This window comes from Streptomyces sp. CNQ085 (assembly GCF_022614595.1).
Taxonomy (GTDB): domain Bacteria; phylum Actinomycetota; class Actinomycetes; order Streptomycetales; family Streptomycetaceae; genus Streptomyces.
This window is the reverse complement of the sequence record NZ_JAJFAU010000013.1, coordinates 1-17,548: the sequence shown is the minus strand read 5'-3', so window position 1 is coordinate 17,548 and position 17,548 is coordinate 1. Positions and strand designations below refer to the sequence as shown.

Sequence of the window (17,548 nt, the reverse complement as noted above, 5' to 3'; positions counted from 1 at the left end):
GTGATTACCGACCTTGAGGCACGGGCAGAGTCCGGAGTATGGGTTGGACGCACGACTACCGTGACGTGTCACGCAACATCCGGGAACAGAGCGGCGCGCCGGGTTCGCCCCCACGCTCCGCGCGGGACCACCGCGATCTCGGTGATCTCCGCGATCCCCGGCTCGGCATCCCTCACATCCTGCGCCGCCGCGCCCGCTGGGTCGGCGCGCGGCTGCGCCATACGCGCGGCTGAGGCGAGGACCGGCGAGCGCGGTCGAGGACCGGAAGGACCGGCGGAACCCCGTCCTCACATCGCGCATCCCTGACTGTCCACCGGCCCCCGGGACGCCTGCCCCTGCAGGATGTCCTGGCGGATCTCGTCGTTGGTGAGTGCGTAACCGGTGTTCTCGTCCTCCAGGGACTTGGCGAAGATGACACCGTAGACCCTGCCGTCGGGCGTCAGCAGCGGACCGCCGGAGTTGCCCTGCCGGACCATGGCGTGCAGGGAGTAGACGTCGCGGCGCACCGTTCCCCGGTGGTAGATGTCCGGGCCGGTCGCCTGGATACGGCCGCGTACCCGCGCGGAGCGGACATCGAACCCTCCGTTCTCCGGGAAGCCCGCGACGATCGCGTCGTCGCCGGTCTCCGCGTCGTCCTCCACGAATCGCAGCGCCGGGGCCTGGAGGGACGGCACGTCGAGCACGGCGATGTCGCGCTCCCAGTCGTAGAGGACGACCGTGGCGTCGTGGAGTCGGCCCTCGCCGCCGACCTGCACGGTCGGCTCGTCGACGCCGCCGACCACGTGCGCGTTCGTCATCACCCGGCCGCGGTCGAAGACGAAACCGGTGCCCTCCAGCACCTTGCCGCAGCTCTGTGCGGTACCCAGTACCTTGACGATGGACCGCTTGGCGCGGGCCACGGCCGGGCTGCCGGCCAGGGCCGGGTCCGGCGGCTCCACCGAGGTGATCGGCTCGTTGGCGAACGGCGAGAAGACCTGCGGGAAGCCGTTGCGCGCGAGTACCGAGGTGAAGTCGGTGAACCAGGTGTCGGCGCTGTCCGGCAGCACCCGGGAGACACCGTGCAGCACCGCGGAGCCGCGGACCTCCCGGGCGACGACCGGCACGGCCGTGGAGGCCAGCAGCGAGCCGATCAGCCAGGCGACCAGCAGCATGGCCGCGACGTTCACCAGGGCTCCACCGGAGGCGTCCAGGGCCCGGGCGGGCGACCAGGTGATGTGCCGCCGCAGCCGGTTGCCCAGGTGGGTGGTGAACGCCTGCCCGACCGAAGCGCACACGATCACCACCGCCACCACCGCGATCGCACCCGCCGTCCCCGATGAGGCACCGTCGGTGAACTCGTTCCAGATGAGCGGCAGCAGATAGACCGCGGCGAGCCCGCCCCCGAGGAAACCGGCGACCGACAGCACACCGACCACGAAGCCCTGGCGGTAGCCCACGACCGCGAACCACACGGCGGAGAGCAGCAGCAGTACGTCCAGCACGTTCACGTCGCCCACCGTCTCACGCGCGCCAGTCCAGGGGGACGCTGCGATCGGTGTCCCACGGCCGCTCCCATCCGGCGAAGTGCAGGATCCGGTCGATGATCCCGGCCGTGAAGCCCCACACCAGCGCGTCACTGACGAGGAAGCACGGACCGCGGTAGCCGCTGGGGTGTCTGGCCGTGGCGCGGTTCGCCGGATCGGCGAGGTCGGACACGGGGACGGTGAAGACCCGGGCCGTCTCGGCCGGATCCACCGGAGCCACCGGGCTCGGCTCCCTCCACCACCCCAGTACGGGCGTGACGACGAACCCGCTCACCGGGATGTAGACGCGCGGCAGCCGCCCGAATACCTGCACCCCCGACGGGTCGAGTCCGGTTTCCTCCTCCGCCTCCCGCAGCGCGGCGCGCAGCGGCCCGTCGCCCTCGGGGTCGCCGTCCTCCGGGTCGAGGGCTCCGCCGGGGAAGGACGGCTGCCCGGCATGCGAGCGGAGGCTGGAGGACCGCTCCATCAGCAGCAGCTCCGGCCCGGCCCCCGCGCCCGTCGTCCCCCCGTTCCCGCCACCGGTGGTGGTGCCGCTTCCGCGGGCGCCGCCATCGCCGAAGAGCACCAGGACCGCGGACTGCCGTCCACCCCCGTCGCTGGGCGGCAGGAAGCGGCTGAGCTGCCCCGCCCGCACCGTTGACGCCACATCGGCCACCGGGCGCAGCCAGTGCGGCAGCCCCTGGTCGGTGACGGCCACCGGGCCAGCCGCCGGACCGGCGAAGGAGCCCCTGTGCTTCTCCTGTGCTTCCCTCATCCGAACCCCGCTCAGGCGCCCAGCGGCGGCGCGGGCTGCCCGGGGTAGTCCGCGGGGGGCCTGAGCCGCTGGCCGGGCATGCCCCCCATCTCGTACTTCAGCAGCTTCCTCGCCTTCTCCGGGTCCGTCTCGCCCTCGCCGTACGAGGGGCACAGGTGCGTGATCGGGCAGGCGCCACACGCGGGCTTGCGGGAGTGGCAGACGCGGCGGCCGTGGAAGACGACCCGGTGCGAGAACATCGTCCACTCGCTCCTGGGGATGATCCCGGCGATCTCGGCCTCGACCTTCTCCGGGTCGGTCCGCTCCGTCAGCCGCCAGCGGCGCACCAGCCGCCCGAAATGAGTGTCCACCGTCAGCCCCGGTCTGCCGAAGGCGTTCCCCAGCACCACATGCGCCGTCTTACGTCCGACGCCGGGCAGGGAGACCATGTCCTCCAGGTTGTCCGGTACCTCGCCGCCGAAACGGTCGCGCAGCGCCGCGGAGAGCCCCAGCAGCGACTTGGCCTTGTTGCGGAAGAACCCGGTGGGCCGGATCAACTCCTCCAGCCGCTCCGGGTCGGCCGCGGCCATCTCATCCGGCGTGGGGTAGGCGGCGAAGAGGGCGGGGGTGGTCTGGTTGACCCGCAGATCTGTGGTCTGAGCGGAGAGGACCGTGGCCACCAGCAGCTGGAAGGGGTTGTCGAAGTCCAGCTCGGGGTGGGCGTAGTAGTACACCTCGGCCAGCTCGCGGTTGATGCGCCGGGCGCGGCGGACCATGGCCAGCCGTGTCTCCGGCCTACTCCCCGCCTTCTTGCCTCCTCCCCCGGCCGCTCGCGGCGGCTTCTCCTCCGCCACCCGTTCGGCGGACTTCCGTTCGCCCGCGGCGGAATTCTGGGATGGGTCGCGGGACACCGTCACCCGTACGCCCCCTTTCCATCCGGTCTCACCGGCGTGTTGGACACCCGGCCAGCGTACGGGGGAGCACCGACATCCGCCCCGTTCACCGCCGATTCGGGGCCCGATCGGACCCCTGGCGCACACGCCGGACGCCGGGTGCGTCAAACTTGTGACTGATCGCACTGTTTCACCGTCCGGCATCATGGGGGCGACAGACCCGTGGGCACGTGGACAAGGAGAGAACTCGTGGACGACGTTCTGCGGCGCGCCCCGCTCTTCGCGGCGCTTGACGACGAGCAGGCCGCCGAGCTGCGTGCCTCCATGACGGAGACGACGCTCGCACGGGGCGAGGCCCTGTTCCACGAGGGGGACCCGGGCGACCGGCTCTACGTCGTGATCGAGGGCAAGGTCAAGCTCCACCGCACCTCCCCGGACGGCAGGGAGAACATGCTGGCCGTTCTCGGCCCCGGCGAGCTGATCGGCGAGCTGTCCCTGTTCGACCCGGGCCCCCGTACGGCCACCGCCACGGCGCTGACCGAGGTCAAACTCTTCGGTCTGGGCCACGGCGACCTCCAGCCCTGGCTGAACGCCCGCCCCGAGGTCGCCACCGCGCTGCTGCGCGCCGTCGCCCGGCGTCTGCGCCGCACCAACGACTCGATGTCCGACCTGGTCTTCTCCGACGTGCCCGGCCGCGTCGCCAAGGCCCTGCTGGACCTGTCGCGCCGCTTCGGTGTGCAGTCCGAGGAGGGCATCCACGTGGTGCACGACCTCACCCAGGAGGAGCTGGCCCAGCTCGTCGGCGCGTCCCGCGAGACCGTCAACAAGGCGCTGGCCGACTTCGCCAGCCGCGGCTGGCTCCGGCTGGAGGCCCGGGCGGTCATCCTGCTGGACGTGGAGCGGCTGGCGAAGCGCTCGCGCTGAGTTCCGCCCTCCCCCGGGGCCGGGGAGCCTCCCTCGCCCGGAGCACGGCCGTCACACCAGGCCGTGCTCCTCCAGGTACTCCAGCTGCGCCCGCACCGACAGCTCGGCGGCGGGCCACAGCGAGCGGTCCACGCCCGCGTAGACGTGCGCCACGACCTCCCCGGGCGTCCGGTGGCCCGCTTCCACGGCCGTCTCCACCTGCGCCAGGCGGCTCGCCCGGTGCGCCAGGTAGTACTCGACGGCCCCCTGCGCGTCGTCCAGCACCGGCCCGTGCCCCGGCAGCACCGTGCGCACGCCGTCGTCCACGGTCAGCGAGCGCAGCCGCCGCAGCGAGTCGAGGTACTCGCCCAGCCGCCCGTCGGGATGGGCCACCATCGTCGTGCCGCGCCCCAGAACGGTGTCGCCGGTCAGCACCGCTTTGTCGGCGGGCAGGTGGAAGCTGAGCGAGTCGGAGGTGTGCCCCGGCGTGGGCACCACCCGCAGCTCCAGGCCGCCCGTGGTCACCACGTCCCCGGCCGCCAGCCCCTCGTCCCCCAGCCGCAGCGCCGGGTCGAGCGCGCGTACGGCCGTCCCCGTCAGCCCGGCGAAGCGGGCGGCGCCCTCGGCGTGGTCCCAGTGGCCGTGGGTGAGCAGCGTCAGCCCCACCCGCCGGCCCGACCGCTCGACGGTGTCGATCACCTGGCGCAGGTGCCTCTCGTCCAGCGGACCGGGATCGACGACGACCGCCAGCGCCGAGTCCGGCTCGGCGACGATCCAGGTGTTGGTGCCGTCCAGCGTCATCGGCGAGGGGTTCGGCGCGAGCACGCACACCGCGCGGGCGGTGCCCATGCCGTCGACGGCGCCGCCGCGCGGCTGCCCGGGCAGGGCGGAGGCGTCGGTCACGGTGCGCCCCCCGCCATCCGCCGGGCCGCGGGCACGTGCTTGGTGAACTCCTCGTGCCCCGGCCAGCTCAGCACCACCCGCTGCCCGCCTGCCCCGTCGTCCTCCAGGCTCGCCCGGGCCAGTACGGGCGCCAGGTCCCGCTCACCGGAGGCATCCAGCGCCGCGGCGGCGCCGGCGTACGACATGAGCTGCCGCAGGGTGGCGATCGTCGGGGGCATCATCGTCAGCTCGCCCCGGTCGTAGGCGGCGGCCGCGTCCGCGGGGCGGATCCACACCGTGCGGTCGGCCTCGCCCGAGACGTCGCGGGTGCGCTGCCCCTCGGGCAGGGCGGCGACGAAGAACCAGGTGTCGTAGCGCCGCGCCTCGAACTCCGGGGTGATCCAGCGCGCCCAGGCGCCCAGCAGATCGCTGCGCAGGACCAGTTCGCGGCGGGTGAGGAAGTCGGCGAAGGAGAGCTCACGGGCCACCAGGGCGGCCCGGTCCGCCTCCCAGTCCTCGCCGGTGGTGTCGGCGACGACCGTGTCCGGGTCCGGGCCGGCCAGCAGAACGCCCGTCTCCTCGAAGGTCTCGCGCACGGCGGCGCACACGACGGCCTGCGCGACCGCCTCCTCCACCCCTAGCCGCCGCGCCCACTGCGCGCGCGCCGGGCCGGCCCAGGCGACCGCGCCCTCGTCGCGGGGATCCACGCCACCGCCGGGATAGGCGTACGCGCCGGCGGCGAAGGCCATGGAGGCGCGCCGGCGCAGCATGTGGACGGCCGGCCCGCCCCCGGCGTCCCGCAGCAGCATCACGGTCGCCGCCCGGCGCGGGGGCACGGGCGTGACCCGGCCCTCCGCCAGGGCACGGATGCGCTCGGGCCACTCGGGCGGATACCACTGCCCGTCTCGCGGGGGCTCGGGCGGCCGGGCGGGAGACGCGGACGGCGGCGGCGTTGACGACATGGCCGGATCGTACGGCCACGGGCCGCGATGTTCGAGTGCGGGCCCCGGACACCGCGGCCCGCGCCGGACGCACCGGGCCGGCCGGCGGCTCAGTCCGCCAGCTCGACCTGGATCTCGACCTCGACCGGCGCGTCGACCGGCAGCACCGCGACCCCCACCGCGCTGCGCGCGTGCACGCCCCTGTCGCCCAGCACCTCGCCCAGCAGCTCACTGGCGCCGTTGACCACGCCGGGCTGACCGGTGAAGTCCGGGGCGGAGGCGACGAAGCCGACCACCTTGACGACCCGGGCGACCCGGTCCAGGTCTCCGGCCACCGACTTCACCGCCGCCAGGGCGTTCAGTGCGCAGATCCGGGCCAGGTCCCTGGCCTCCTCCGGCGTCACCTCGGCGCCGACCTTGCCGGTCACCGGCAGCGCGCCGTCGACCATCGGCAGCTGTCCGGCGGTGTACACGTAGGAGCCGGAGAGCACCGCCGGGACGTACGACGCCAGCGGCGCCACCACCTCCGGCAGGGTCAGCCCCAGCTCCGCGAGCCTGGACTCCACCGAGCCGCGCGCGTCGCTCACCGCTTCTCCCGCTTCAGGTACGCCACGAGCTGCTCGGGGTTGTTCGGGCCGGGCACCACCTGGACCAGTTCCCAGCCGTCCTCGCCCCAGGTGTCCAGGATCTGCTTGGTCGCGTGCACGAGCAGCGGCACGGTCGCGTATTCCCACTTCGTCATGGGGCCGACCTTAGCCCCTCCCCCGCACCCCGCCCGCGCGCCCTCCTCCCGGTGTCCCGCCGCTTTGGTCCGCCCGCGGGGAGCCCGGGCGCACCTCCATGGCCCATCCGCACGCGTACTCCCCCCGTCCGGTGGTTAGGCTCCGAAGGATGAGCAGGCTGCATGTGGTGACCGGCAAGGGCGGGACCGGAAAGACGACGGTCGCCGCCGCACTCGCGCTCGCCCTCGCCGAGGAGGGCAGACGCACACTCCTGGTGGAGGTCGAGGGGCGGCAGGGCGTCGCCCAGCTCTTCGAGACCGAGGCGCTGCCGTACGAGGAACGGAAGATCGCCGTCGGGCCCGGCGGCGGCGAGGTGTACGCGCTGGCCGTCGACGCGGAGAAGGCGCTGCTGGACTACCTGCAGATGTTCTACAAACTCGGCGGCGCGGGGCGGGCCCTGAAGAGGCTCGGCGCGATCGACTTCGCCACCACCATCGCACCCGGCGTGCGCGACGTCCTGCTCACCGGCAAGGTCTGCGAGGCGGTGCGCCGTCGCGCCGGAAGCGGTGCCTTCGTCTACGACGCGGTGGTCATGGACGCGCCGCCCACCGGGCGGATAACCCGCTTCCTCGGTGTCAACGACCAGGTGGCCGGGCTGGCCCGGGTCGGCCCGATCCACAACCAGGCCCAGGCCGTGATGCGGGTGCTCAAGTCGTCCGAGACCGCCGTGCACCTGGTGACCCTGCTGGAGGAGATGCCCGTCCAGGAGACCGTGGACGGTGTGGCCGAGCTGCGTGCCACCGGGCTACCGGTCGGCGGCGTGTTCGTCAACATGACGCGGCCGGCTGTGCTGGGCCGGGCGTCGGTGCGGGCCGCCGAGGAGTCGCGCACCGAGATCGCCAAGGCGCTGTCCCGGGCGGGTCTGGGCGGCGCGCGGCGCGGCGGCAGGGCCGAGCAGCTGATCGACCCGCTGCTGCGCCAGGCCCACGAGCACGCCGAACGGCTGGCGCTGGAGGGCGAACTGCGGTCGGAGATAGCCGGGCTGGAACTGCCCGGGTACGAACTGGAGCTGCTGGCCGAGGGCGCCGACCTGCCCGGCGTCTACCTGCTCGCCGGCGAGCTGCGCGAACAGCTGCGTGAACAGGGGGTGGCGAGGTGACGGCACGGACTGCCGAGGCGGGGACCGCACGGGCACAGGGCCGGGCGAGGGGCCGGACGCAGGGACAGGCACACGGGCTGGGCACGCTCCCGGTGCTGGACGTCGACGCGCTGATCGACGATCCCGGCACCCGGATCGTGGTCTGCTGCGGCTCCGGCGGCGTGGGCAAGACGACGACGGCCGCGGCCCTGGGCGTACGCGCGGCCGAGCGCGGCCGGAAGGTCGTCGTCCTCACCATCGACCCGGCCCGCCGACTGGCCCAGTCGATGGGCCTGACCGAACTGGACAACACCCCGCGCCGGGTGGAGGGCGTCGACGGCGTGCCGGGCGGCGAGCTGCACGCGATGATGCTCGACATGAAGCGGACCTTCGACGAGATCGTCGAGGCCCACACCGACCCCGAGCGGGCCCGGGCAATCCTGGAGAACCCCTTCTACCAGTCGCTGTCGGCCGGTTTCGCGGGGACGCAGGAGTACATGGCCATGGAGAAGCTCGGCCAGCTCCGCACGGACGACGAGTGGGACCTGATCGTCGTGGACACCCCGCCGAGCCGGTCCGCGCTGGACTTCCTGGACGCGCCCAAGCGCCTGGGGTCTTTCCTGGACGGGCGGTTCATCAGGCTGCTGACGGCTCCGGCGAAGGCAGGCGGCCGGGCGGGCCTGAAGTTCATGAACCTGGGCGTGTCCGGGCTGTCGGTGTTCACCGGGCTGCTCAACAAGCTGCTGGGTACGGGGCTGCTGCGCGACATGCAGACGTTCGTGGCGGCGATGGACACGATGTTCGGCGGGTTCCGCACCCGTGCCGACGCCACGTACCGGCTGCTCCAGGCACCGGGCACGGCCTTCCTGGTGGTGGCGGCACCGGAACGCGACGCGCTGCGCGAGGCGGCGTACTTCGTCGAGCGGCTGGCCGCGGACCGGATGCCGCTGGCGGGGCTCGTGCTGAACCGCATGCACGGCAGCGAGGCGGCCCACCTCAGTGCGGAGCGGGCGCTGGCGGCCGCGGAGAACCTCGAGGAGGACGGCATCGCCGATCAGCCCACCGGGAAGGACGGGGATGAACGGCCCGCGCCCCGGTCCGCCTCCGGCACCTCCTCCGGTGACGGCTCCGGGGCCGACGTGGGCCACGACGGCTCTCCCTCCTCCCCCACGACGGCCGAACGGCTGGCCGCGGGCATGCTGAGGCTGCACGCGGAGCGGATGCACGTACTGGCGCGTGAGCGGCGCACACGCGACCGTTTCGCCGCGCTGCACCCGGAGGTGCCGGTGGCCGAGGTCGCCGCGCTGCCGGGTGATGTGCACGACCTGGACGGACTGCGGGCGATAGGCGGGCGTCTGGCGGAGCAGCCCGGCGTCGAGCCCGCCTAGCCGTACCGCCGGGCGATGGCCGATGCCCGGGTTCCTGTCCGGGGCCCTCGAAGTCCCCGGGGCCCTCAGGTCCTGGTTTCAGCCCGCGGCGGCGTAGTCGCCGCTGTACCGCCGCGCTTCGTGATCGCGCATCTCGACCTCCACGGGCAGCGGACCCGCGCCGCGCTCGTATTCGGAGCGCGCGGTCTCGAGCAGCCGCCGCCAGGAGGTGACCGTCGGGCGGCGGCGCAGCAGTGCCCTCCGCTCCCTCTCGGTCATCCCGCCCCAGACGCCGAACTCCACACGGTTGTCCAGGGCGTCGGCCAGGCACTCGGTGCGCACCGGGCATCCGGTGCAGACCGCCTTGGCGCGGTTCTGTGCCGCCCCTTGTACGAACAGTTCATCCGGATCCGCAGTGCGGCAGGCCGCCTGCGCGCTCCAGTCGGTAACCCAGCCCATGCCGGCGCCGTCCTCTCCCGAATCGAGGCTCCCCCACGGCGGCAGACGGCATGTTCACCGCTGCCAGTGCAGGACGTTACGGAAGGCGACAGGAGCGCAACACCCCCGACGGGCCCAATCTTGAATGGCCCGAACGGACTATGGGTGCGCGGCAGATCACCCAACGGAGTGATCCGAGAACGACATTGACCACTCACCCAAAAGGGGACAATAGGGCCGCGCCTCAAGAGCGTGGAGTCGAATATTTCCTGACACAGGATTGCAATTCGGTCACAGCTCCACCCTCGATGGAGTGAACCTTGAGTTGACAAGGAACCGAACGACCGTGCCAGACGTGATACAGCGTAGGCGAACACACGCACACCTGTCCGGCGATTGAGAACGTAGGCTGCCCTCATGGCAAACAAGCGCTCGGGTGGCGGACTGTCCGGGACCCAACAGGCCGCCAAGTTCCTCGGTGTCAGCGTGCTCTCGGGAGCGGTGCTGGCGGGCATCGCGCTGCCCGTGGCCGGCGGCCTCGGGCTGGCCGCCAAGGGCACCGTCGAGAGCTTCGACGAGATCCCCATGGACTTCAAGCGCCCCCCGCTGAGCCAGAAGAACCAGATCCTCGACTCCGAGGGCAACGTCATCGCGACCGACTACTACCGCGACCGCACGGTGGTGCCGCTGAAGAGGATCAGCCCCACCATGCAGAAGGCGATCGTCGCGATCGAGGACTCCCGCTTCTACGAGCACGGCGCGATCGACCTCAAGAGCGTGCTGCGTGCCCTGAACAAGAACGCGCAGCAGGGTGGAGTCGCCGAGGGCGGCTCCACCCTCACCCAGCAGTACGTCAAGAACGTCTTCGTGGAGCAGGCCGGCGACGACCAGGAGAAGGTCGCCGAGGCCACCCAGCAGACCCTCGGCCGCAAGATCCAGGAACTGAAGTACGCGATCAGGATCGAGGAGGAGCTCGACAAGGAGCAGATCCTCGAGAACTACCTCAACATCACGTTCTTCGGCCAGCAGGCGTACGGCATCGAGGCCGCGGCCCGGCGCTACTTCTCCAAGAACGCCGCCGACCTCGAGCTCCACGAGGCGGCGCTGCTGGCCGGGCTCGTCCAGTCCCCCACCTACTACGACCCCGTCAACTACCCCGACCGGGCCGTCAAGCGCCGCGACATCGTGCTCAACCGCATGGCCGAGACGGGGGCCGCCGCCAAGGCGGACGTCGCGGCGGCCAAGAAGAAGAAGCTGGGCCTCAAGGTCAGCAAGCCCAGGAGCGGCTGCATCACCGCCACCGACAAGGCGGGCTTCTTCTGCGACTACGTCCGCAAGGTCATTCTGAGCGACCCCGCCTTCGGCAAGACCGAGGAGGAGCGCAAGGACCTCTGGAAGCGCGGCGGCCTCACCGTCCGCACCACGCTCTCCCCCAAGGCGCAGAAGGCCGCCGCCGACGCCGCCACCAGCATGGTCTACGAGGACGACCCGGTGGCCACCGCCGTGGTCCAGGTCGAGCCCGGCACCGGGAAGATCCTCTCGATGGCCCAGAGCCGCCCGTACGGTCTGGACCAGAACAAGAACCAGACCCTGCTCAACCTCTCGGTCGACAACGCCATGGGAGGCAGCACCCACGGCTTCCAGGTCGGCTCGACGTTCAAGCCGATCATCGCCGCCGCCGCGCTGGCCGAGGGCGTCAGCCCCGCGAGCACCTACAAGAGCGACTGGAAGACCTCTTTCGCACTGGAGGACTTCACGGTCTGCGGCAACAAGCCATACGGCAGCGAGGAGTGGCCCGTCCAGAACGAGCTGGAGTCCGAGAAGGGCACCTGGGACATGACAGGCGCCCTCGGCAAGTCGATCAACACCTACTTCGTCGATCTGGGCCAGAAGGTCGGCCTGTGCGACATCGTGGAGATGGCCGAGAAGATGGGGGTCAAGCGCGGCGACGGCAAGCCCATCGAGCAGAAGCCGTCCACACTCCTGGGCGGCCAGAACAGCAGCCCGCTGACCATGGCCGCCGCGTACGCCACGTTCGCCAACCGCGGCACCTACTGCTCGCCGGTGGCGATCGAGAAGATCACCGACGCCGACGGCAAGAAGATCCCGGTCCCCAGGACCAAGTGCGAGCGGGCGATGTCCGAGCACATCGCGGACTCCATCAACGAGATGCTCGAGGGCGTGGTGGAGGACGGCACCGGCACCGCAGCCGGCCTGACCGACCGTGACAACGCGGGCAAGACCGGTACGACGGACTTCCGCAAGGACGCCTGGTTCGTCGGCTACACCCCGAATCTCTCCACCGCCGTCTGGGTCGGCGACGACATCGGCAAGCCGATGAAGATGTACAACCTCACCATCGGCGGCCGTTACTACGCCAAGGTCTGCGGTGGCTGCCTGCCCGGTCCCATCTGGAAGACCGCGATGCTCGGGGCCCTGAAGGGCGAGCCCGTCGAGTCCTTCAACGAAGTCCGGGTGCCGCGGGCCGACACCGACGACAAGGAGGAGGACCGGGGCCGCGGCGGGGACGACGACAAGTCCGGCGACCGCCGTCCCGGCAACCCGTTCCCCGACGTCTCCCTACCGCCCGGCGTCATCGGCGGGGGCGGCAACGGGGGCCCCGGCGGCGGCGGAGGCGCCAGCACCATGGGCGGCACCACCGACGGCACCACGGTCGGCACCACCGTGGGTGGTGTGACCGGCGGTGACACCGGAGGCGGCAACGGAGACGACGGCGTCGGCGCCACCTCCACCACCGGGGGCTGGGACGTGGGCGGCGGCAACGGGGGCTGGCAGACCTCCGGTCAGGACGGCGGCTGGAGCCCGCGGTAGCCGACACGGTCCGCACGAAGGCAGCGAGAAGACACACGGAGGGGCCCCGTTCCGGGGCCCCTCCGCCGTTGGCCCCGCTTCCCTGCGGCCCGCGGGTCCACGGGCCCGCGGTCAGCCCGCCAGGCGCTTCTTGACAGCGGCGGCCACCCGGCCGCCCTCCGCGCGTCCCGCCACCTCCGGGTTCACGATCTTCATGACGGCGCCCATGGCCCTCGGCCCCTCGGCCCCGGCCGCCTTGGCCTCGGTCACGGCCTTGGCCACCAGCGCGTCCAGTTCCTCGTCGGTGAGCTGCTTGGGCAGGTACTCGGCGAGCACCTCGCCCTCCGCGCGCTCCCGCTCGGCCTGCTCGGCGCGCCCACCCCTGGCGAACGCGTCCGCCGCCTCGCGCCGCTTCTTGGCCTCACGAGTGATGATCTTCTCGACCTCGGCGTCGGACGGTTCACGGGCGCTCTCGCCCGCCACCTCCTCCTTCTGAATCGCGGTCAGCGTGAGGCGGAGGGTGGAGGAGCGCAGCTCGTCGCGCGCCCTGATCGCCGCGGTGAGGTCGTCCTGGAGCCGGGTCTTGAGCGTGGTCATGCCGGAAGTCTGCCAGGACGCGGAGCCCGACGCCCACCGCATTGTGCCGCGCCTCCCCTCCGCGTCCCTCCGTACCCCCTCCCACGCCCTGCCCCCGCACCCTTCCGCCGTCCTCCGCCCGCGCCGTTCCCGCCGCCCGTGCGTCCGCGCGCCGCCCCCGTGTCTGCGACGATGGGATCATGCGTGCGCAATACCCGCTCTCCCTCAAGGTCCCCCTCGGTATCACGGCGGTAGGCACGGCCTGCCTCGTCTATTCGGTGGGCATCGAAACCCGTTCGTTCCGCCTCAGGCGCGTCACGGTGCCCGTACTGCCGCGTGGGATGCGGCCGCTGCGCGTGCTCCAGGTCTCCGACATCCACATGGTCGGTGGCCAGCGCAAGAAGCAGCGCTGGCTCCAGTCGCTGGCCGGGCTGCGCCCCGACCTCGTCGTCAACACCGGCGACAACCTCTCCGACCCGGAGGCCGTCCCCGAGGTCCTGGACGCGCTGGGCCCGTTGATGGAGTTCCCCGGCGCGTACGTCTTCGGGTCCAACGACTACTACGGCCCCCGGCCGCGCAACCCCGCCCGCTACCTGCTGGAGAAGGCCAGCGGCCGCCACGGCCTCAACGGCAATCCCCCGGTCGTGGGCGCCGTCCACAATCCGTGGGAGGGAATGCGCGACGCCTTCGACTCGGCGGGCTGGGTCGGCCTGTCCAACACTCGTGGCCGGATCAAGCTCGACGGCGGCGAGGAGATCGCCCTCACCGGCCTGGACGACCCTCACATCAAGCGCGACCGCTACGAAGAGGTGGCCGGCGGCCCCGAGCAGGGCGCCGACTTCCCCCTCGCCGTGGTCCACGCCCCGTATCTGCGCGCCCTGGACGCCTTCGCCACCGACCGCTACCCGCTGATCCTCGCCGGCCACACCCACGGAGGCCAGCTCCGGATCCCCTTCTACGGCGCCGTGGTCACCAACTGCGATCTGGACACCGACCGGGCCCGCGGCCTGTCCCACCACGAAGTGGACGGCCACCGCTCCTACCTCCACGTCTCGGCGGGCTGCGGTGCCAACCGCTACACCCCCTTCCGGTTCGCCTGCCCCCCGGAAGCCACCCTCCTCACCCTGGTCGAGCGCCCCTGACCCACTCCGCCGCGCCGACCCGCACCCCACGAAACCGGATTTCTCCTGAGCGCGGGCGTGGGCTAAAGTAGTCCTCGTTGCACACGGGGTGTGGCGCAGCTTGGCAGCGCGCTTCGTTCGGGACGAAGAGGTCGTGGGTTCAAATCCCGCCACCCCGACAGCCGAAACACCAGGTCAGAGGCCTGATTCGCACAGCGGATCAGGCCTCTGACTCATTTCCAGGGCTGCTTGGGAGCCGTTCGGGAGCCAGTTTCCGGATCTGGCTCCTTAGGCAGCCCTTACAGAGTCGGCGATCAGGACACAGGCTCCGAGAGCGGGTGGTGAAAGCCACGGTGGCAGAGCCGGCCAGGCTGGCTCCGGTTCCACGAAGCCCGAACTGTCAGTGCTGGTCCTCAGCTTGCGTTCAACGTCGGTGCGCTTGGTGTTTCTTGATCGACTCGGAGCGTTTGACGGTCTTGTCGATGTCGTGGCGCTTGTCGCGCTGCTTGTTCTTCGAGCCGGGCGACCGTCCGGGCCCCGGGCAGGGCCGGGGTCGCGGAGCACGGTCCGGTCCGAGCGCAGCCGGTCGGCCAGTACGACCGGCAGATCAACCCAGGGCGTGGGAAAGGTGGGCGACGTCGTAGCCGGCGTCCATCACGACCAGGTTCTCCTGATCGCCTGGCTGCCAGTGCCCGGCCTGCGTCAACCGCTGGACGGCATCGCGCAGTCGGGCGGCGGTGACGGCGGTCGCGTCGTCGGCGGGCCCCAGGCACATAGCATCCAGCAGGGCGCACCAGGAGGCGCGGCCGGACTCCTGCGCGGCGACGAAAGAGTGCTGCCAGCCCGGCACGAACCGGTCCGTTTTGCGGTCTCCGTGTCCGTAGACGTGGCAGGACAGCCGATCGTTGCTGGTCGGCGCGTCAGAGCGCAGCCGTTGGCCACGTCCACGGCCGGCACGACCCTGCCATCGGCCGCCCTGGGCAGCGGCAGGCCGCGGCGTGCGGGGCGTAGACGCGTAGGCTCCGTCCAGCCCCGGTCCAGCCCGGCGTACAGCGCCCCGTGCCCACGCCGGTGCTCGACCGTCGGCGACAGCTCGACCAGCTTCTTCACCGGCCCGTCCGCACAGAGCAGCGCGTCGGTCAGCTCGAAGAGCGCATCCGCACGAGGGGAGAGGCATTCGTGGAACTCGACCCGAAATCGGGATAACACGCCCAGCACCTCGCCTGCGGGCACATCGGCGGACAGACTCGCACACAGCGGCCGCTCTCTTGTACTTCGTGACTCGACATCTCGAAGCGCGGAGAACGGCCGCCTTCGCCGCCCCGGAAAGAACCGCAGATCAGCAGGTCAGGTGGCCTGCGACGTTAAACGCCAAGCCAAGTTACCTGTCCGGAAAACACGAGGCCCTTCACCGGCGATCTGATCCACGTCTCCGGACAGCTCTCGTTCGACGAGGCCGGCGAGTTCCTCCACGCGGGCGACTTCGCCGCCCAGCTCAGGCAGACCTACGCCAACATGGACAAGGTCCTGGACCACTACGGCGCCACCCGGAACCAGGCCGTCTCGCACAGACCCTGTACGTGGTGAACCTGCGGCAGAACGCCGCGGCGGCGGCGGAGGGCAACCCGAGGTACTTCGGCGACCACCGCCCGGCCAGCACGGTCTTGGGTATCACAGAACTGACCTTGCCCGGCCAGGTCATCGAGATCAGCTTGGTCATCGACATGAGACTGCCCGCTTGAGGTCTCCTCCCCGCACGGCCCGGAGCCGGGATGAGATGTCCCGGTTCGGGCAGGGCGCGAACGCAGTGCAGGCACGGTCCGCCACCAAGGCGGTCCGGTTCCCCCGGCGCGAGCAGATATCACCGGGTGCCGTCTACGCCGCGTCGGCAGGCGAGGGGGCGGCATTCGCAGAGGTGGCGGATGTTCGGGTAAGCAACGGCCGCATACGGCGGTGGGTGGCTTGAAATCAGCGGTTACACAAGGATTTTGACGCTGCATATGTGATGAGCATGTGCTTTGGCAAGGCTGTTCCGCTCGCCAGATGATCAATACCCTGAGCCTGTCTGCCCGTCACTTCTTCGATGGAGCTCGCCTTGTCCAGCACGCAGCAGTTCCCCGACATACTCTCGCCCGAGTTCGCCGCCGACCCCTACAGCGCTTACCGCGTGATGCGTGAGAGCGCGCCGCTGATCTGGCACGAAGCCACCCGCAGCTATATCGTCTCCCGCTACGAGGACGTGGAGCGGGCGTTCAAGGACGGAGCGTCGTTCAGCACCGACAACTACGAGTGGCAGATCGAGCCGGTGCACGGGAAGACGATCCTCCAGCTCAGCGGACGCGAGCACGCGGTGCGCCGGGCCCTGGTGGCCCCCGCCTTCCGCGGCAGCGACCTGCGGGACAAGTTCCTGCCGGTCATCGAACGCAACTCGCGCGAACTCATCGACACCTTCCGCCACACCGGCAGGGTGGACCTGGTGGACGCCTACGCCACCCGCTTCCCCGTCAACGTCATCGCCGACATGCTGGGCCTGGACAAGGCCGACCACCCCAGGTTCCACCGCTGGTACACCTCGGTGATCGCCTTCCTGGGCAACCTCTCCGGCGACCCGGAGGTGACGGCGGACGGTGAGCGCACCCGGGTGGAGTTCGCCGAGTACATGATCCCCATCATCCGGCAGCGCCGCGAGAACCTGGGCGACGACCTGCTGTCCACGCTGTGCGCCGCCGAGGTGGACGGCGTGCGGATGAGCGACGAGGACATCAAGGCGTTCTGCAGCCTGCTGCTGGCCGCCGGCGGGGAGACCACCGACAAGGCGATCGCCGCCATCTTCGCCAATCTGCTGGCCCACCCCGAGCAGTTCGCCGCCGTGCGGGAGGACCGCTCCCTGATAGACCGGGCGTTCGCCGAGACCCTGCGCTACACCCCGCCCGTCCACATGATCATGCGGCAGACCGCGCGGGACGTGGAGGTCGGCGGCGGCACGATCCCGGCCGGGGCGACCGTCACCTGCCTGATCGGCGCCGCCAACCGCGACCCGGACCACTACAAGGAGCCCGACTCCTTCGACATCTTCCGCGACGACCTGACGTCCACCACCGCGTTCTCGGCCGCCGCCGACCACCTGGCCTTCGCCCTGGGCCGGCACTTCTGCGTGGGGGCGCTGCTGGCCAAGGCCGAGGTCGAGACCGGCGTCAACCAGCTGCTGGACGCCATGCCGGACATGCGGACGGCGGACGGCGCCGAGATCGTCGAGCAGGGCGTGTTCACCCGCGGCCCCAGGGAGGTGCCGGTGGTGTTCACCCCCACCGCCTGACCGGCCGGGACGGGACCGGGAACAGATACGGGTGCGGGTGCGGGTGCGGATACGGCCGTGGGGGGGGGGGGGGGGGGGGGGGGGGGGGGGGGGGGGGGGGGGGGGGGGGGGGGGGGGGGGGGGGGGGGGGGGGGGGGGGGGGGGGGGGGGGGGGGGGGGGGGGGGGGGGGGGGGGGGGGGGGGG

Annotated in this window: 17 protein-coding genes, 1 tRNA gene and 2 pseudogenes; 9 read left to right on the top strand and 11 right to left on the bottom strand. The window is 71.5% G+C overall.

Translation table 11 applies throughout. From position 1 onward, the window contains the following. The first annotated feature begins 38 nt into the window (after positions 1 to 38). Positions 39 to 233, top strand: a complete 195-nt coding sequence (locus LJ221_RS04540) for a hypothetical protein (protein ID WP_241713917.1) — start codon at positions 39 to 41, stop codon at positions 231 to 233. A gap of 54 nt (positions 234 to 287) precedes the next feature. On the opposite strand, the gene LJ221_RS04535 is transcribed toward LJ221_RS04540, so the two are convergent. From LJ221_RS04535 to nth, 3 genes are read right to left on the bottom strand one after another with little or no spacing between them, the layout of a single operon-like run. Then, the gene (locus LJ221_RS04535; protein ID WP_241713915.1) at positions 288 to 1,487 is read right to left on the bottom strand and encodes a MarP family serine protease; all 1,200 of its coding nucleotides are present in this window, start codon (positions 1,485 to 1,487) and stop codon (positions 288 to 290) included. Positions 1,488 to 1,500: 13 nt separating this feature from the next. After that, positions 1,501 to 2,277, bottom strand: coding sequence for a CoA pyrophosphatase (locus LJ221_RS04530; protein ID WP_241713914.1), 777 nt, complete (start codon positions 2,275 to 2,277; stop codon positions 1,501 to 1,503). An 11-nt stretch (positions 2,278 to 2,288) separates the two neighbouring features. Further along, complete coding sequence (gene nth, locus LJ221_RS04525; RefSeq protein WP_241713968.1) at positions 2,289 to 3,032, bottom strand: endonuclease III; 744 nt, start codon at positions 3,030 to 3,032, stop codon at positions 2,289 to 2,291. 366 nt (positions 3,033 to 3,398) lie between these two features. Between nth and LJ221_RS04520 the strand changes: the two genes are divergently transcribed. Next, entirely contained in the window at positions 3,399 to 4,073 is a 675-nt protein-coding gene (locus tag LJ221_RS04520; RefSeq protein ID WP_093657459.1) for a Crp/Fnr family transcriptional regulator, read from the top strand. A 51-nt stretch (positions 4,074 to 4,124) separates the two neighbouring features. On the opposite strand, the gene LJ221_RS04515 is transcribed toward LJ221_RS04520, so the two are convergent. The 4 genes from LJ221_RS04515 to LJ221_RS04500 form a co-directional block, all read right to left on the bottom strand. Further along, complete coding sequence (locus tag LJ221_RS04515; RefSeq protein ID WP_241713911.1) at positions 4,125 to 4,955, bottom strand: MBL fold metallo-hydrolase; 831 nt, start codon at positions 4,953 to 4,955, stop codon at positions 4,125 to 4,127. Further along, on the bottom strand, positions 4,952 to 5,896 hold the full coding sequence (locus tag LJ221_RS04510; RefSeq protein WP_241713909.1) for an NUDIX domain-containing protein: 945 nt from the start codon (positions 5,894 to 5,896) through the stop codon (positions 4,952 to 4,954). The genes LJ221_RS04515 and LJ221_RS04510 overlap by 4 nt, the downstream gene beginning before the upstream one ends. Before the next feature lie 89 nt (positions 5,897 to 5,985). Further along, entirely contained in the window at positions 5,986 to 6,462 is a 477-nt protein-coding gene (locus LJ221_RS04505) for a RidA family protein (RefSeq protein WP_241713907.1), read from the bottom strand. Beyond that, positions 6,459 to 6,617: a DUF4177 domain-containing protein gene (locus LJ221_RS04500; protein WP_010470378.1), complete on the bottom strand. Its 159-nt coding sequence runs from the start codon at positions 6,615 to 6,617 to the stop codon at positions 6,459 to 6,461. Before LJ221_RS04500 ends, LJ221_RS04505 begins: the two co-directional genes overlap by 4 nt. A 149-nt stretch (positions 6,618 to 6,766) precedes the next feature. Here LJ221_RS04500 and LJ221_RS04495 point away from each other — a divergent pair, with 149 nt between their 5' ends. Together LJ221_RS04495 and LJ221_RS04490 are read left to right on the top strand one after the other, a co-directional pair. Then, a complete protein-coding gene (locus tag LJ221_RS04495; RefSeq protein WP_241713905.1) occupies positions 6,767 to 7,756 on the top strand; it encodes an ArsA-related P-loop ATPase in 990 nt (329 codons plus the stop codon). Then, positions 7,753 to 9,123 carry an ArsA family ATPase gene (locus tag LJ221_RS04490; RefSeq protein WP_374228375.1) on the top strand — a complete coding sequence of 457 codons (1,371 nt, stop codon included), beginning with the start codon at positions 7,753 to 7,755 and terminating at the stop codon, positions 9,121 to 9,123. Before LJ221_RS04495 ends, LJ221_RS04490 begins: the two co-directional genes overlap by 4 nt. Before the next feature lie 78 nt (positions 9,124 to 9,201). Here LJ221_RS04490 and LJ221_RS04485 read toward each other — a convergent pair whose 3' ends face one another. After that, positions 9,202 to 9,561: a WhiB family transcriptional regulator gene (locus tag LJ221_RS04485; RefSeq protein ID WP_241713903.1), complete on the bottom strand. Its 360-nt coding sequence runs from the start codon at positions 9,559 to 9,561 to the stop codon at positions 9,202 to 9,204. Positions 9,562 to 9,957: 396 nt separating this feature from the next. On the opposite strand from LJ221_RS04485, the gene LJ221_RS04480 reads away from it, so the two are divergent. Further along, positions 9,958 to 12,372, top strand: a complete 2,415-nt coding sequence (locus LJ221_RS04480) for a transglycosylase domain-containing protein (protein ID WP_241713901.1) — start codon at positions 9,958 to 9,960, stop codon at positions 12,370 to 12,372. A 111-nt stretch (positions 12,373 to 12,483) separates the two neighbouring features. On the opposite strand, the gene LJ221_RS04475 is transcribed toward LJ221_RS04480, so the two are convergent. Then, the gene (locus tag LJ221_RS04475; RefSeq protein ID WP_241713899.1) at positions 12,484 to 12,948 is read right to left on the bottom strand and encodes a GatB/YqeY domain-containing protein; all 465 of its coding nucleotides are present in this window, start codon (positions 12,946 to 12,948) and stop codon (positions 12,484 to 12,486) included. Positions 12,949 to 13,127: 179 nt separating this feature from the next. Here LJ221_RS04475 and LJ221_RS04470 point away from each other — a divergent pair, with 179 nt between their 5' ends. Further along, on the top strand, positions 13,128 to 14,069 hold the full coding sequence (locus LJ221_RS04470) for a metallophosphoesterase (protein WP_241713897.1): 942 nt from the start codon (positions 13,128 to 13,130) through the stop codon (positions 14,067 to 14,069). Positions 14,070 to 14,153: 84 nt separating this feature from the next. After that, positions 14,154 to 14,227: transfer RNA gene (locus LJ221_RS04465), tRNA-Pro, on the top strand. Positions 14,228 to 14,655: 428 nt separating this feature from the next. Here LJ221_RS04465 and LJ221_RS23610 read toward each other — a convergent pair. Beyond that, positions 14,656 to 14,946 (bottom strand): transposase, encoded by a 291-nt coding sequence (locus tag LJ221_RS23610; RefSeq protein ID WP_374228377.1) that lies wholly within the window; start codon positions 14,944 to 14,946, stop codon positions 14,656 to 14,658. Positions 14,947 to 14,996: 50 nt separating this feature from the next. Further along, positions 14,997 to 15,257: pseudogene (locus LJ221_RS23605) on the bottom strand (transposase); the annotation flags it as partial. A gap of 201 nt (positions 15,258 to 15,458) precedes the next feature. Here LJ221_RS23605 and LJ221_RS04450 point away from each other — a divergent pair. Beyond that, a pseudogene (locus LJ221_RS04450) lies at positions 15,459 to 15,790 on the top strand (RidA family protein); the annotation flags it as partial. Between the two features lie 353 nt (positions 15,791 to 16,143). Then, positions 16,144 to 17,364 carry a cytochrome P450 gene (locus tag LJ221_RS04445; protein ID WP_241713894.1) on the top strand — a complete coding sequence of 407 codons (1,221 nt, stop codon included), beginning with the start codon at positions 16,144 to 16,146 and terminating at the stop codon, positions 17,362 to 17,364. Positions 17,365 to 17,548 lie beyond the last annotated feature (184 nt).

Coding starts and splice junctions, on each gene's coding strand:
- LJ221_RS04530 (WP_241713914.1), bottom strand. CDS start 2,277: ATGAGGGAAGCACAGGAGAAGCACAGGGGCTCCTTCGCCGGTCCGGCG.
- LJ221_RS04495 (WP_241713905.1), top strand. CDS start 6,767: ATGAGCAGGCTGCATGTGGTGACCGGCAAGGGCGGGACCGGAAAGACG.
- LJ221_RS04475 (WP_241713899.1), bottom strand. CDS start 12,948: ATGACCACGCTCAAGACCCGGCTCCAGGACGACCTCACCGCGGCGATC.
- LJ221_RS04540 (WP_241713917.1), top strand. CDS start 39: ATGGGTTGGACGCACGACTACCGTGACGTGTCACGCAACATCCGGGAA.
- LJ221_RS04470 (WP_241713897.1), top strand. CDS start 13,128: ATGCGTGCGCAATACCCGCTCTCCCTCAAGGTCCCCCTCGGTATCACG.
- LJ221_RS04510 (WP_241713909.1), bottom strand. CDS start 5,896: ATGTCGTCAACGCCGCCGCCGTCCGCGTCTCCCGCCCGGCCGCCCGAG.
- LJ221_RS04485 (WP_241713903.1), bottom strand. CDS start 9,561: ATGGGCTGGGTTACCGACTGGAGCGCGCAGGCGGCCTGCCGCACTGCG.
- LJ221_RS04500 (WP_010470378.1), bottom strand. CDS start 6,617: ATGACGAAGTGGGAATACGCGACCGTGCCGCTGCTCGTGCACGCGACC.
- LJ221_RS04480 (WP_241713901.1), top strand. CDS start 9,958: ATGGCAAACAAGCGCTCGGGTGGCGGACTGTCCGGGACCCAACAGGCC.
- nth (WP_241713968.1), bottom strand. CDS start 3,032: ATGGTCCGCCGCGCCCGGCGCATCAACCGCGAGCTGGCCGAGGTGTAC.